Source organism: Pseudooceanicola sp. HF7, assembly GCF_011806405.1.
Taxonomy (GTDB): domain Bacteria; phylum Pseudomonadota; class Alphaproteobacteria; order Rhodobacterales; family Rhodobacteraceae; genus Pseudooceanicola.
Map to the genome: position 1 here is coordinate 36,337 of NZ_JAATOW010000023.1, position 14,232 is coordinate 50,568.

At 65.6% G+C, this 14,232-nt stretch carries 15 protein-coding genes; 5 read left to right on the forward strand and 10 right to left on the reverse strand.

Features of this window, described 5'->3' with window-relative positions; genetic code table 11:
* Nucleotides 1-22: 22 nt before the first annotated feature.
* The 3 genes from HCZ97_RS13635 to mgtE form a co-directional block, all read right to left on the reverse strand.
* Entirely contained in the window at nt 23-1,066 is a 1,044-nt protein-coding gene (locus tag HCZ97_RS13635) for a putative zinc-binding metallopeptidase (protein ID WP_167689269.1), read from the reverse strand.
* 332 nt (nt 1,067-1,398) lie between these two features.
* Complete coding sequence (locus tag HCZ97_RS13640) at nt 1,399-1,956, reverse strand: 5-formyltetrahydrofolate cyclo-ligase (RefSeq protein WP_167689270.1); 558 nt, start codon at nt 1,954-1,956, stop codon at nt 1,399-1,401.
* Nucleotides 1,953-3,383 carry a magnesium transporter gene (gene mgtE, locus HCZ97_RS13645; RefSeq protein ID WP_167689271.1) on the reverse strand — a complete coding sequence of 477 codons (1,431 nt, stop codon included), beginning with the start codon at nt 3,381-3,383 and terminating at the stop codon, nt 1,953-1,955. Before mgtE ends, HCZ97_RS13640 begins: the two co-directional genes overlap by 4 nt.
* Before the next feature lie 152 nt (nt 3,384-3,535).
* Here mgtE and guaD point away from each other — a divergent pair, with 152 nt between their 5' ends.
* Nucleotides 3,536-4,831, forward strand: coding sequence for a guanine deaminase (guaD, locus tag HCZ97_RS13650; RefSeq protein WP_167689272.1), 1,296 nt, complete (start codon nt 3,536-3,538; stop codon nt 4,829-4,831).
* Nucleotides 4,832-4,857: 26 nt separating this feature from the next.
* Entirely contained in the window at nt 4,858-5,331 is a 474-nt protein-coding gene (locus HCZ97_RS13655; RefSeq protein WP_217701788.1) for an ion channel, read from the forward strand.
* A 63-nt stretch (nt 5,332-5,394) separates the two neighbouring features.
* Here HCZ97_RS13655 and HCZ97_RS13660 read toward each other — a convergent pair whose 3' ends face one another.
* The 3 genes from HCZ97_RS13660 to HCZ97_RS13670 form a co-directional block, all read right to left on the reverse strand.
* Nucleotides 5,395-6,735 (reverse strand): 8-oxoguanine deaminase, encoded by a 1,341-nt coding sequence (locus tag HCZ97_RS13660; protein WP_167689274.1) that lies wholly within the window; start codon nt 6,733-6,735, stop codon nt 5,395-5,397.
* Between the two features lie 4 nt (nt 6,736-6,739).
* Nucleotides 6,740-7,540, reverse strand: a complete 801-nt coding sequence (gene hisN, locus HCZ97_RS13665) for a histidinol-phosphatase (protein WP_167689275.1) — start codon at nt 7,538-7,540, stop codon at nt 6,740-6,742.
* 89 nt (nt 7,541-7,629) lie between these two features.
* Complete coding sequence (locus HCZ97_RS13670) at nt 7,630-7,998, reverse strand: helix-turn-helix domain-containing protein (protein WP_167689276.1); 369 nt, start codon at nt 7,996-7,998, stop codon at nt 7,630-7,632.
* A gap of 344 nt (nt 7,999-8,342) precedes the next feature.
* Between HCZ97_RS13670 and HCZ97_RS13675 the strand changes: the two genes are divergently transcribed.
* The gene (locus tag HCZ97_RS13675) at nt 8,343-9,299 is read left to right on the forward strand and encodes an NADPH:quinone oxidoreductase family protein (protein WP_254871531.1); all 957 of its coding nucleotides are present in this window, start codon (nt 8,343-8,345) and stop codon (nt 9,297-9,299) included.
* Nucleotides 9,300-9,375: 76 nt separating this feature from the next.
* Here the strand turns inward: HCZ97_RS13675 and HCZ97_RS13680 are convergent, their stop codons facing one another.
* Complete coding sequence (locus HCZ97_RS13680; RefSeq protein WP_167689278.1) at nt 9,376-10,263, reverse strand: LysR family transcriptional regulator; 888 nt, start codon at nt 10,261-10,263, stop codon at nt 9,376-9,378.
* Between the two features lie 125 nt (nt 10,264-10,388).
* Between HCZ97_RS13680 and HCZ97_RS13685 the strand changes: the two genes are divergently transcribed.
* Both HCZ97_RS13685 and HCZ97_RS13690 read left to right on the forward strand, forming a co-directional pair.
* On the forward strand, nt 10,389-10,607 hold the full coding sequence (locus tag HCZ97_RS13685) for a DUF1127 domain-containing protein (RefSeq protein WP_167689279.1): 219 nt from the start codon (nt 10,389-10,391) through the stop codon (nt 10,605-10,607).
* Between the two features lie 424 nt (nt 10,608-11,031).
* Nucleotides 11,032-11,769 carry a Bax inhibitor-1/YccA family protein gene (locus HCZ97_RS13690; RefSeq protein WP_167689280.1) on the forward strand — a complete coding sequence of 246 codons (738 nt, stop codon included), beginning with the start codon at nt 11,032-11,034 and terminating at the stop codon, nt 11,767-11,769.
* A gap of 305 nt (nt 11,770-12,074) precedes the next feature.
* On the opposite strand, the gene HCZ97_RS13695 is transcribed toward HCZ97_RS13690, so the two are convergent.
* The 3 genes from HCZ97_RS13695 to HCZ97_RS13705 form a co-directional block, all read right to left on the reverse strand.
* Nucleotides 12,075-12,803 (reverse strand): GNAT family N-acetyltransferase, encoded by a 729-nt coding sequence (locus tag HCZ97_RS13695; RefSeq protein ID WP_254871532.1) that lies wholly within the window; start codon nt 12,801-12,803, stop codon nt 12,075-12,077.
* Nucleotides 12,804-12,915: 112 nt separating this feature from the next.
* A complete protein-coding gene (gene rpmG, locus HCZ97_RS13700; RefSeq protein ID WP_007799108.1) occupies nt 12,916-13,083 on the reverse strand; it encodes a 50S ribosomal protein L33 in 168 nt (55 codons plus the stop codon).
* Between the two features lie 328 nt (nt 13,084-13,411).
* The gene (locus tag HCZ97_RS13705) at nt 13,412-14,143 is read right to left on the reverse strand and encodes a PRC-barrel domain-containing protein (RefSeq protein WP_167689281.1); all 732 of its coding nucleotides are present in this window, start codon (nt 14,141-14,143) and stop codon (nt 13,412-13,414) included.
* Nucleotides 14,144-14,232: the final 89 nt, after the last annotated feature.

The window sequence follows — 14,232 nt, forward strand, 5'->3', positions numbered from 1 at the left end:
ACCCCGCCCCTTTGTCCAGAAATCAGCCTTGCCCGGCGGCCCGGCGGACGACCAGGTCGATGAACTCCAGCTTGCCGGCCACCGCCGGGGTGATCACGGCGGGGGCGAAATCCAGCAGGCCCATTTCGCGGTTCAGCTCGTTCAGCACCAGGCCCAGCGTCCGGTACCGGCGCAGCATCGCATCGACAGAGGTCGGCTCCTGCTGCATCGGGATCAGCCCCAGCTCTTCTGCCGTGTCCAGCACCGCCGCGATATCAAGGTACAGCGCCCAGGTTTCGGCCCAGTCCTCCCAGGGGTGCATGGTGGCATAGGCGCTGATGTAATGCTCTTCCCAGCCCTTGGGCGCGCCCTTGGCGTAATGGCGTTCCAGCGCCGCGCCATAGGTGGGGTTCTCATGATCCCCGAAGAGCGCCTTGAACTGGTCCTCGCACTGGCCGCGCACCAGCACATCCCAGTAGTAATGGCCGACCTCGTGGCGGAAATGGCCGATCAGCGTGCGGTGGGCCTCGTTCATGTCGACGCGGATCTGTTCGCGCTCCGCCGGATCGGCCTCGCGGATGTTAATGGTGATCAGCCCCTCGGCATGGCCGGTATAGACGCGCTCTGCCTCGCCCGCCTTGCGCCACAGCCCGTCGTCCAGCGGATCGCCCATGAAGGCGAAGCTGAGCGGAGGGCTCGTCTCTGCGCCAAAGGGCAGGCCCAGCCGTTCCAGCGCGTAGATCAGCCGCCGCTTGGCCGCCTCCAGCCGCGCCCAGCGCGCACGGTTGCCCTCCACGGACATGTCCGGCACCGTCTCATTCAGCGCGCAGCAATCGCAATAGGCATCCCCGCCCAGGGGCACGGTGCGGTTGCAGACCTGCTCCTCGGCGTAGTTGCGGCAGGGCACGACCTGCGCGCCGCACCCGTCAGAGCCCAGCGGCCCCAGGCAGCGCAGGTGATCGCCCTCCGGCTCCATCGCGGTGACAGCCTTGCAGGTCTGGCACCATCCGGTCTGACGCCCGCAGCTGGTGCATTGGGTGTTGTCGAAGAACAGGCGGTTGCCGCAGGTACAGGTATAAAGACGCATGGTTTCTCCTTGGCATCGGACAATCGTCCGACACCGGCCCCCGGTTCCCTGCGCCTGGCGCGGGACGTTCGGGTAATGACGTTCCAAGTCGCGTAGTCCGGCAGGATGTAGATCGAAATCTGCGCCTTGCGAGGGGAGAAACCCGTGGACACGAAATCCCCCTCCAGGCCACAGGCATAACGGGAGTGATGACGCCCAACCCCGATGATCGACGGCCCGCCAAGGGATCGCCCCCAAGGCACCGGATCCCGGCCCGCCCCCTCCCGGAAAAGCGCCAGCAGGGCGCGCCGCCGCTCCGGTAAGACCCCTGCAAGAAACGCCTCTGGGGGTCTTTACGGGGTGATGACCTCGGCCTCGGTGATGATCAGGTCCAGCTTCTGATCGGTGGCCTCCAGCGGCAGGTCCGCATCCTCCTGCGCGCCATAGGCATAGCCCACCGCCAGGACCGGTTTCTGGGCCCGCAGCCTTTCCAGCGTGCGGTCATAAAAGCCCCCGCCATAGCCCAGGCGATAGCCCGCGCGATCAAAGGCGACCAGCGGCACGATCAGGATCTCTGGCTGCATCCAGAGTTGCGGCACCGGAACAAGCACGCCAAAGGCCCCCTCCTCCATGGCGCAGCCCGGCTCCCAAAGGGCAAAGCGCAGCGGCTGCCCCGGCCCCTCGACCACCGGCACGCCGACGGGTCCATGGGCCGCGGCCTCTTCCATGGCGGCCAGCGGCGGGATCTCCGTGCGGATCGGCAGGTAGCCCGCCAGGGGCACGCCCCGGTAGCCCGCCAGGAAAGACGAAAGCACGCCGCCCCGCCCCGGCCCGGCGGCCTCATGGGCGGCCTTGCGCCGGGCGAAGGCCGCCTTGCGGGCCTCTGCCTTGCGCGCCGCCAGCGCGCTCACAGCAGCACCATCGCCGCAAAGCCCAGGAAGGCGAAGAAGCCCACCACATCCGTCACCGTGGTCACGAAGGTCCCCGAGGCCAGCGCCGGATCGACCTTCATCTTCTCAAGCATGACCGGGACGATGGTGCCCGCGATGGCCGCCACGAAAAGGTTCACGATCATCGCCACGGCAATCACCATGCCCAGCAGCGTGCTGCCGAACCAGATCGTGGCAATCACCCCCATGATCACCGCAAAGGCGCCGCCGTTCAGCATCCCCACCGCGCCTTCGCGCAGGATCACCCGCCAGACGTTCGACCCGGTAAGGTCTTTCGTGGCAATGGCCCGCACCGCGACGGTCATGCTTTGCGTGCCTGCGTTGCCGCCCATGGAGGCCACGATGGGCATCAAAACCGCCAGCGCCACGAATTGCTCGATCGTGCCCTCGAACATCGAGATCACGAGAGAGGCCAGGATCGCCGTCACCAGGTTCACCGCAAGCCAGGGCAGGCGCTGGCGCAGGGTGTCCAGCACCCGGTCGTTCAGGCTGCCTTCACCCACACCGGCCAGGCGCAGGATGTCTTCCTCGTGTTCCTCGTCCAGCACGATCATGGCGTCATCGATGGTGATCACCCCGACAAGACGCTCGTCCTCGTCCACGACGGGGGCGGAAATCAGGTGGTACTGGTTGAAGGCATAGGCCACGTCGCCCTCGTCCTGCATCGCCGGAATGGTGCGGAAGGAAGGTTCGGTGATATCGGTCAGCGCCGTTTCGCGCGGGCTGGCCATCAGCTTGCCCAGGGACGCGTGGCCCACGGGCTTCATCCGCGGATCGCAGAGGATCACGTGGTAGAACTGCTCCGGCAGATCCTCGCGTTCGCGCATGAAGTCTATCGCCTGGCCGACGCTCCACAGCTCGGGCACCGCGACGACCTCGCGCTGCATCAGACGGCCGGCCGATTCCTCGGGGAAGGTCAGCGCCTGCTGGACGGCCACCCGGTCGCTGTCTTCCAGCGCGCCCAGGATCGCATCCTGCTGATCCTGTTCCAGGTCTTCCAGTAGGTCGACCACGTCATCGGAATCAAGCTCGCGGACGGCGTCCATCAGCACATCCGGGGTCAGCAGGCTGATGACCTCTTCCCGGATTGATTCATCCAGTTCGGACAGGATCTCGCCGTCGAATTCCTTGCCGTAAAGCTCGATCAGCCGCCGCCGGTCATAGGCGTTGACCTGTTCCAGCACGTCGGCGATGTCCGCCGCGTGCAGCGGCTCCATCAGCTCGACCAGCTGCTCCCGGTCGCCCACGTCCACCGCATAGAGAATCGCCGCGACCGTCTTGCGGTCCAGCGAATAGCTGCCTTCTTCTTCGGTCTCGGGATCCGGGCTGAATTCGGGCTCTGCTCCGGGGCCGGAGGTCTTCTCGATATCCTGCTCGGTCTCGGTCATGGGCAGCCCTTTCCTGGTCACCGGGACCATAGTGTGACCCGGCTTGGTTAAACAATGGCGCAGGTGGAATTTACCCCCCGGGGGCAGACAGATAATGTAATCGCCGATGAAAGCGAATCCGGTTGGTTCGGCGCAATGGAAAGGGACCCGCGATGTCCAAGACGATCCTGCTCAAAGGTCAGCTTCTGGACTTCACCGGAGACCCCTTCGCCCAGCCCCACGAAGAGGTGACGCTGATCGAAACCCGGGGCGCGGTGGCGATCCGGGGCGGAGAGATCCTGGACCGGGGCCCGGCGGACCGCCTGGCCGCCGCCTATCCCGATGCGCAGGTCGAAGATCACGGGGACGGGCTGATCCTGCCCGGCTTCGTGGATTCCCACGTCCACTACCCCCAGACCGCGATGATCGCCAGCTGGGGCAAGCGCCTGATCGACTGGCTGAACACCTATACCTTCCCAGAGGAAAGCCGCTTTGCCGATCCCGAGTACGCCGCAGAGATCGCATCGCGCTACCTCGACCTGACCACCGCCCATGGCACGACCTCCATGGTCAGCTTCTGCACCATCCATTCCGCCAGCGTCGAAGCCTTCTTCTCAGAAGCCGCCAAACGCGGGCAGCGGGTCATCGGCGGGCGCACCTGCATGGACCGCAACGCGCCCGACAGCCTGCGTGACACCGCCCAGACCGCCTATGACGAAAGCAAGGCGCTGCTGGAAAAATGGCACGGGCAGGCACGGATTTCCTACGCGATTACCCCGCGCTTCACGCCGACCTCCACGCCGGATCAGCTTGCCGCGCTCGGCGCGCTCTGGGGCGAACATCCAGAGGTGCTGATGCAGACGCATCTCTCCGAACAGACGGATGAGATCCAGTGGGTGCGGGAGCTGCATCCAGAGGCCCGCGATTACCTGGATACCTACGAAGCCCATGGCCTGCTGGGCGAAAACGGGCTCTACGGCCATGCGATCCACCTTGAGCAGCGAGAGATCGACCGCCTGAAAGAGGTGAACGCGGCGCTGATCCACTGCCCCACCTCCAACTGCTTCATCGGCTCGGGCCTGTTCGACATGCAGGGGCTGAAGCGCGAAGGCCTGCGCGTGGGGCTGGCCACGGATACCGGCGGCGGGTCGGATTTCTCCATGCTGCGCACCATGGCCGCCGCCTACGAGGTCGCGCAGCTGCGCCACGTGGCGCTGCACCCGGCCCAGCTGCTCTGGCTGGCCACGGCCGGCAGCGCCGGCGCGGTGGGCATGGCGGACCGGATCGGCACCCTTGCCCCGGGGTCGGAGGCCGATATCATCGTGCTCGACCTGGCCTCGACAGAGGCAATCGCGCAACGGTCCCGACGCGCCAATGACCTGTGGGAGGCCCTGTTCCCCACGATCATGATGGGCGACGACCGGGCGCTGCGCGCGGTCTGGATCGGCGGCAGAAAGGCACTTGGCTGATGGACCCCGAATACGGAAGCCACCTCATGGCGATGCTGCCCACGCTGGCGGTCGGCTTTCTCATGGTCACCGCCTCCATGATGCTGTCCATGATGACCTTCTTCGGCCTTGAAAGCCTGGTGCGCCGGCTGCGCCCCTGGTTCCTGCGCGATCCCCATTCGCCGCGGCTGATGGCCATGCTGGCGCTGACGGTCACGATCTCTCTTGCGCAGGTGATCTTCAACGTCTGGGCCTGGGCCTGGTGCTACATGTGGCTGGGCATCTTCAACGATATCGCCGATGCGCTCTATTTCTCCATCGTCGCCTTCACCACGCTCGGTCTCAACGACGTGGCCATGCCCCAGGAATGGCGCCTGCTGGGCGGGGTAGAGGCGATCAACGGCTTCATCTACATCGGCATGATCTCTGCCATGATCCTCGACATGATGCGCCGCGTGCGCCAGGGCCAGAACGAGCTGGAAGAGCAAGAGGCGATGACCGCCTCCGACTGGGCCCCCTGATCGCCCTTCAAACGGGCGGCCCGCCGTGAAGCGCGCGCCCGGTTGATCAGGGTCAGGCCCGGTTCAGCCCGCCAGCGCCCGGGCGCGGCGGTTCTGTTCCTCGATCAGCACGGGCAGGTCCAGGTGCGGCATACGGCCATCGCGCACCACCTGGCGACCCTCGACGATCAGGTGCTTCACCTTCATCGGGCCGGCCAGCAGGAAGGCCGCCGGATCCCAGCTGCCGGCGCTCTCGATGCCGGAAACATCCCAGATCGCCACATCCGCGCGCTTGCCCGCCGCCAGCCGCCCGCAATCGGGCCGGCCCAGCACATCCGCGCCGCCACGTGTGGCGATCTCAAGCGCCTCTCGGGCGGACATGGCATCGGCGCCGCGGCTGACCCGCTGCAACAGCATCGCCTGGCGCGCCTCTGCCGCCAGGTTGCCCGCATCGTTGCTGGCCGATCCGTCCACGCCCAGCCCCACCTTGACGCCGGCATCCCGCATCGCCCGCACCGGCGCGATGCCGGAGCCGAGCCGGCAGTTGGAACAGGGGCAATGGGCAACGCCCGTCCCGCTGCGCGCGAAAAGGGAAATCTCCTTCGGATCCAGCTTCACGCAATGCGCATGCCAGACATCGTCGCCGGTCCAGCCCAGATCCTCGGCATATTGCCCAGGACGGCAGCCGAACTGGGCCTCGCTATAGGCGATATCCTCATCGTTTTCGGCCAGGTGGGTATGCAGCATCACCCGCTTGTCCCGCGCCAGAAGGGCGGCATCGCGCATCAACTCGCGGCTGACGGAGAAGGGCGAACAGGGCGCCACGCCCACGCGCACCATCGATCCCTCCTTCGGGTCGTGGAAGGCGTCGATCACCCGGATGCAATCCTTCAGGATGGCGGCTTCGTCCTCAACCAGGCTGTCAGGCGGCAGGCCGCCCTTGCTCTCGCCGATGGACATGGCCCCCCGCGTGGGGTGAAAGCGCAGGCCCACCCGCGCCGCCGCCTCGATCGTGTCCTCCAGCCGCGCGCCATTGGGATACAGATACAGGTGATCGGAGCTGAGCGTGCAGCCCGAAAGCGCCAGCTCCGCCAGGCCGATCAGCGCAGAGATATGCATGTCCTCGGGGCCGAAGCGCGACCAGATCGGGTAAAGCGTCTTCAGCCAGCCGAACAGCAGCGCATCCTGCCCGCCGGGCACCGCGCGGGTCAGCGTCTGGTAAAGATGGTGGTGCGTGTTCACCAGCCCGGGCGTCACGATGCAGCCCGCGGCACAGATCCGTTCCGCATCCGGCACGTCCAGCCGGGGGCCGATGGCCCGGATGATCCCGTTGGAGATAAGGATATCGGCCCCGAAAAGCTCGGTTCGCCGGTCGTCCATCGTCAAGATGTGATCCGCCCCGCGGATCAGCAGAGGCTTGTCCATGGCCTCACATTCTTGTCATCGCGGTCAGAATGTCCAGTGCCTGTGCATGAAGCTGCGGATTGCAGGCCGCCAGCACCCGCCCGCCGTTCAGCGCCGGGCCGCCCTGCCAATCCGTGACCACGCCGCCCGCGGCCTCGATCACGCCGATCGGACCTTGGATGTCATAGGCGTTCAGACCCGCCTCGATCACCAGGTCCACCTGGCCAGAGGCGACCAGCGCATAGGCATAGCAATCGATCCCGTAGCGGGTCAGCTTGACCTTCTCGGCCACCGCGCGGAAGGCCGCGCCCTCTTCCTTGCTGCCCACCTCGGGGAAGGTTGTGAACAGCACCGCCTGGGACAGATCGCTTGTGGCGCGGGTGCCAAGGGGGCCTTGGCCATGGGGGCCGCGCATCTGCGCCAGGCCGAAACCGCCCCAGAAACGCTCACCGATATAGGGTTGATCCACCATGCCCAGCAGGACCTGCTCCGGGGTGGAAAGGCCGATCAGCACACCCCATGTCGGCGTGCCGCTGACAAAGGCGCGGGTGCCGTCGATGGGGTCCAGCACCCAGGTCATGCCGCTCTCGCCCTCGGTGCTGCCGAATTCCTCTCCCAGGATGGCATCCTGGGGACGGCGGCGGGCCAGCACGGCGCGCATGGCCTGTTCGGCGGCGCGGTCGGCCTCGGTCACGGGGTCATAGCCCCTCGCCAGCTTGTTGTCCTCCGACAGGTTCGCCTGCCTGAAAAACGGCAAGATGGCCGCGCCTGCGGCGTCGGCCATCTCATGTGCAGTCTCAAGTAGCTCTGTCTGTAGCGCGTCCATTCTGCCCCCTCGCCGGCTCTTGCCGGTGTCCGGGCCCGATCAGGCGGGCCCAAGTTTGGGAACAGGGCTAACGCGCGACGGCGCTCAACTCAAGCGACGTCGCTCAGCACGCGCGCCAGTTCGAACAGGCGGCGGCGCTGGTTCTCGGGGATCGCGTAGTAAGAGCGGATCAGGTCCAGGGCTTCCTTGTCGCCCATCACGTCCGCGGGCACATTGCCCCCGCCGGATGCGGCACCTTCGGCCTCAAGCCCTTCGAAGAAGAAGCTGACCTGAACGTCAAGCGCGTCGGCGATATCCCACAGGCGGGAGGCGCTGATGCGGTTGGCACCGGTCTCGTATTTCTGGATTTGCTGGAACTTGATTCCGACGCGCTCTGCAAGTTGCTGCTGAGTCATGCCGACCAGCCAACGGCGGTGGCGAACACGTTTGCCCACGTGGACATCTACTGGATGAGTCATTCGCGGCTCCTGAAGTGACCTGTAAAGCGGCTGGCGTTGGGGGAGCCGGCGCCGAGCCTGTGCAGGTCTTGGTTGCATTTGACGCGCAGCACATCCCTACAGCGCGAAATTGATCGTAACAGCTTTACATTTGTAAGCAAGTTTTAGGCTCCCGAAAGAGCTGACTGACGATCTGGTTAACTCAATTCTCGGACGAGCCGCAAGTATATTTGACTTCACAAATCGATCACGGACTTGAAACACATTCCGCATTGCAGCAACGTTTCCCGAGTATTTTCGTCAAGCGGGAAATTTGACTGGATGATCTATCTTTCAGAAAACACACGACAATGGCGGTATGTCAGTTGAAAGCCCTTGTCTGCAGGACCTTCGACGCGCCGCCCGAACTGGAACAGATCGCCGCACCCGAAGTTTCCCCTGGGGAAGTTTTGCTGGAAATTGAGGCATGCGCCCTGAATTTCGCGGACCTGCTGATGCTCAAGGGCCGTTACCAGGATACGCCGACCCCGCCCTTCACCCCGGGGATGGAGGTTGCAGGCACAATTTCCGCGTGTGGGCCCGGTGTCGCGCTGGCTCCCGGCACGCGTGTGACACTTTTCTGCGGCGCCGGCGGCCTTGCTGAACAGGGGGTCTTTCCCGCTGAACGGGCCGTCCCCCTGCCCGACGGGATGCCCATGGACGTGGCTGCGGCCCTTCAGGTCGCCTATGGCACGAGCCACCTTGCCCTGACGCACCGCGCCCGGTTGAAGGAAGGCGAAACGCTGGTCGTCCTTGGTGCAACCGGGGGTGTAGGGCTGACCGCGACAGAGATCGGCAAGATCCTGGGTGCGCGGGTTATCGCCGTGGCCTCGGGCGCGGAAAAGGAAGTCATCGCGCGCGAGGCCGGCGCCGATCATTTCCTCGACAGCAGCACCTGCGATCTGCGCGCAGAGCTCAAGGCGCTTGGCGGGGCGGATGTGGTCTATGACGCGGTGGGCGGGCAGCTGTCCCAGGATGCCTTCCGCGCCTGCAATCCCGAGGCCCGCATCCTGCTGATCGGATTCGCCAGCGGCGACCTGCCAGAGGTCAAACCCAATCACATGCTGGTCAAGAACATCGACCTGCTGGGGTTCTACTGGGCGCCCTACTTCAGGATTCGGCCAGAACTGGCCCGCGACAGCCTTGCCACGCTGATGCACTGGTACCAAGAGGGGCGCATTCGCCCCCATATCTCGCACCGCTTCCCGCTCGACCGGGTGGAAGAGGGATTCGAGGTGCTGCGACGGCGCGAAGCCGCCGGCAAGGTCGTGATCACAATGTAGCCGCCGCGCCCTGCAGGCGGCGCGGGCCGGCACATATCCGGCCCCGCCCGCTTGCCGGAGCTCTCAGGCCCAACCCTCAGGCCACATCGCGCTGCTGCCGCTGGCCACCCTGGCGCTGCCCGGCATAGCCAAGGCGCAGCATCTCCGCCACGCGCCGGGCCACTTCGGGCGCGGAGCGGTCCTGCACATACATGGAGATCTTCTGCATCCCCAGGTCCGGCAGCTCTCCGCCGTGGCGCACCTGGCTCAGCTGCTGCGGCTCCGTGCCTTCGATCATCGCGGTCACCGCCAGGTCGGCGGAAACCGTCGCCTCGATTGTGCGGTCGGAATAAGTGTCCACCGCGTTTTCCCAGTCCAGCCCGGCCTGCTCCATCACCGCGATGGTGCCAGGGCGGAACAGGCAGTTGCGCCCGGAGGCATAGCGCAGCGGGCGCTGCCGCCAGGCATGGCCCCCCGGCGCGCCGATCCAGCACAGCGGGCGTTCATCCAGCACCTCGGCGCGGGCATCGGGCTCGGCCTCCGTGGTCAGGATGATATCCACTTCGCCACGGTCGAACTGCTCCTTCAGCTGGGTGGTATAGGCCGACAGAAGCTGCACCTTCATGCGCGGAAACTCTGCCGAGAACTGCTGCAAGACCTGCGGCACCACCGGGTAGACGATGTCATGGGGCACGCCCATGATGATCTCGCCCTCGTATTTCTTGCTGGTCAGCCGCGCCATGGCCTCGTCGTTCATCTCCACCATGCGGCGCGCATAGCTCAGCAGTTGCTCCCCCGCGGCGGTCAGCGACACGCGCCGGTTCGACCGGTCCAGCAGGTCGATTCCCAGCATCTCCTCCAGCCGCTTGAGCTGCATGGAGACGGCGGATTGGGTGAAATTCAGCATCCCCGCCGCCTTGGTCACGCCACCATGATCGGCCACGGCCACGAAGCTGCGCAGGGAGGTCATGTCGAGATTTCGCATTCATCACACTCCTTGATGGAAGTTCTCAGGAACATTCATTTTCAATATTGATCATGACAGGGCATACACATCAACAGAAATCATCACCTCAACGACTCGCATCACGAACAAGAAAGGACAGAGACATGAGCACTTCCTGGATCGCATCCGCACCGGCGCAGCTTCAGACCCGCAAACCGAAGTCCCTGTTCGGCCGCGTGATGCTGATGATGGGCATCCACCGCGAACGCCGCGCCCTGCACCACCTGGACGAGGCGCTGCTGCGCGACATCGGCATCAGCCCCGAAGAGGCCCGGCGCGAATCCGCCCGCCCCGCCTGGGACGCCCCGAACCGCTGGCGCTGACCCGTCCAAGGTGACCGGCGCCAGGTGATCGGCAAGGACCACAGGCAAAGGGCGCCCGCGCCCCTGCCTCCCTACGATCGCGCGCCCAAAGGCCAGCCCCAGGGCCCGCCAGCCTTCCCCGACAGCCCGCCGCGGGATCACCCCCCGCCCCGGCGCGGCCATGCTCCCCGTGACGCCCCTTCACCCGGGCGCTCACAGGCCCCTCCGGGGGCCTCCTGCCCCGCAAAATGGTCCTGCGCCAAAGGGTTTGCCCCCTCCCGGCGCTGCCCCGGACCCGTTTTGCGGGGCTTTTTTCACGTTCGCGTCAGGCAGGGACGATTCAGTCACATCCTTCGCGTGTAATTCTTGAAAAGACCGCCCCGCTCACCGATATTGGACCAGAATGTCCCCGAAGGGGGGTAAGGGATTTCAATCGGAGGCTTAAATGGCTGAATTCGACACGATGCGCTCCGCGGCCGGGACCCGGACCGCTGCGATCGACGAGGGGCTGCGCGCCCATATGAACAAGGTCTACGGGACCATGTCCGTGGGCATGCTGCTGACCTTCCTCGTCGCCTGGGCCGTCGGCTCCACTCCGGAGCTGCTCTCGGTCTTCCGCGATCCGCAGACTCTGCAACCCAACCTGATCGGCTGGGTGGTGATGTTCGCCCCCCTGATCATGGTCTTCGCCTTCGGCGCGATGCTGAACCGCCTGTCCGCCGCCGGCGCACAGCTCTTCTTCTACGCCTTCGCGGCGGTGATGGGCCTGTCGCTCAGCTGGATCTTCGTGGTCTTCACCGGCGTCTCCATCGCCCAGGTCTTCCTGATCACGGCCATCGCCTTCGCCGGCCTGTCGCTCTACGGCTACACGACCAAGCGTGACATCTCCGGCTGGGGCACCTTCCTGATCATGGGCGTGATCGGCCTGCTCGTCGCTTCGGTGGTGAACATCTTCCTCGCCTCCTCGGCGCTGCAATTCGCGATCTCCGCGCTCGGCGTGCTGATCTTCGCGGGCCTCACCGCCTACGACACGCAGAACATCAAGAACACCTACCTGCAGATGGCCCACAGCGGCGACCGCGAATGGCTCGGCAAGGCCGCCATCATGGGCGCGCTCTCGCTCTACATGGACTTCATCAACATGTTCATGTTCCTGCTGCAGTTCTTCGGCCAGCGCGAATAATCCGCGCCACGCCCCCTAACACCGCATGACCCGACAGGGCATGTGCGAAACGGCAAGGGCCGGTCCGCTGGACCGGCCCTTTTCATGTCATCCGGGAGCAACGGCCGATGCCCCCATCGAGGGGGCCTTGCCCGTCAGCGCCCCAGGGGGCCGCTGCCCCCACGACCAGGGCACCGCACCGGAACAGCCGCCGACACCAGCGGCCAGCCACCCTCCCGGCCGCCCGCCACCCGGCGACCGCCCCATCCTTCTTCTTGCCGAAAAACTCCCGCCGGAGGCTCCCGCCCCCGGCAGCAAGCCCTGCCCTATCCAGCTGCGTCCCACCGCATCTGGACCGCGGGGAACAACACCCCCGTCGGCAGGCGCACATCCACCCCGGCGCGGCGGGTAAAGCCCAGCGCACCATAGAACCCCTCGGCCGTCAGGGTGGACTGGCAATGCAGGGTCGTCACCCCCGCCGCCCGTGCCGAGCGCAGGACCCGGCTGATGATCTTGCGCCCCAGCCCCTGCCCAACGGCATCGGGATCAACGGCGACATGTCTCACATGCCCCTCTCCGGCGCGGCCTGCGGCGCCATGGGGCGAAAAATCGGTCCAGCCACCCGCGGCCAGGACTCGGTCGTCAATCTCTGCAATGAAATAGGTGCCACAGGTCAGCAGGCTTGGCCGGGCCTGTCCGATCAGCGGCAGGGCCTCGCGCAGAAGCCCCGGGTCGTAATCCGGCGCCAGCAGCGCCCTGTAGGACCGGGCAAGCATCCGGCTCACCGCTTCCGTATCCGCCGGCATGGCGGGCCGGATCATCAGGTCCTCGCGCTGCGACAGCGCCGGGACCGCAGGCGCAGCCTGCGTCAGGGGAGTTCCGGCACCGGGTGCCAGAAGCGGCGCGGACAGAAGGGCCGTGCCCCCCTCCGAAACGCTCAGCTCCGGCAGGTCCTCAGGCGGGGCGGCAACCGGTGGCCGACAGTGTTCGTCTGGGGGCGGATCCCGCCGGTCAGGCGACCGGCAAAGATCCGGCGTGGGTTCGAGGGCAGCCATAATGGACCTCCATGTCTCTGGGCTGTGGAAGAGAGAGACAGAGTGCGGCCCGAAAATGAAAAAGCCGCGCTCTGCGGCGCGGCTTTTGCATGGTCTTCAAGGTGTTAAGATCTTACTTGATCTTGCCTTCCTTGTACTCGACATGCTTCCGCACCACGGGATCGTACTTTCGTACGGTCATCTTTTCGGTCATGGTCCGCGCGTTTTTCTTGGTCACGTAGAAATGGCCCGTGCCCGCGGTCGAGTTCAGACGGATCTTGATGGTCGTCGGCTTCGCCATTTTGCTTCTCCTACAGCAGGCGCACCTCGGCCACCCGCGAAATCTCTTGAAGCCCGCCTTTTACCCGCCGCGCGCCATGAGTCAACCGCTGAATCCGGGATTCTCACGCAAAAAGCCTCAACGACACCGGGAAGACACCGGAACGCCACGTGCCGCGCCCAGGACAATACCCAAGACAAGACCAAGCTAAGGCCGCATATGGACCAGCCGCCGCCCCTGCGCGACCGCAAAAGCCCCTCCCCCTCCCGGCCGAACAAGAAAAAGGGGCGGCCTAAGCCACCCCTTTCCCTCGATCACGCCCCGCCAAGCGGGGCGATGCCGGCCGGTGTCACTCCACCGGTGCGGCGTCCATCGTGCCCATGCCGGTGCCGGATTGCTGCATGGAGGCATTCTCGGCCTCGCGCGCCTGATCCTCGACACTGACGAATTCCTCGGCCGCGGTCAGGTCTTCCTTGGTGGCAGAGGTGAACAGACGCGGGTTGCCTTCGTCATCGGCAATCACTTCCAGGCTGGCCATCTCGACGGCGACGTGTTTCTCGCCGATGCCAAGGAAGCCACCCACACCGATCACGGCACCACGGACGGAACCGTCCAGGCCGATGATCAGGTTGTCGATATCGCCGACCACGACGTCATCGTCGGTATAGACGGTCGCGCCCATCAGGTCCGCGGCAAGGATCGTGTCCTCGTCCTGCATGGTGATCTGGCCATCGACAGGCTTGGCCGGGGTTTCGGTCTCGGCCATGTCATTGGCATCCGCGTCACCGGCGAAGGGATCATCGGTCACCGGGGCGCCTTCGACCATCTCGCTTTCGGGCGTTGCGCTGTCGGTCATGGTGCCGCCGGGCATGGTACCATCGTCGGTTTCAGCAATGTTCTCCTCGGGCATCGGAGAGCCGTCTTCGTTCATCTGGCTGTCGGTGTTCTCGGCCGGCGCTTCCGTGGCGGATTCGGGCACAAGCGTGGCGTCATCAGCCGCCTGGGCAAAGCCGGCGACAGGCGCGGCGGCAAGCATTGCGATAAGGGCGGCACTGCTGGTCGTCTTGAAGAAACGGGTCATTGTGTTCTCCTCCTGAAAAGGGCGCATTGGTCTGGCGCCGTGATGCAGGCTCAACCCCGCATCCTGCCCTTCGTTCCCACCGCTCACGG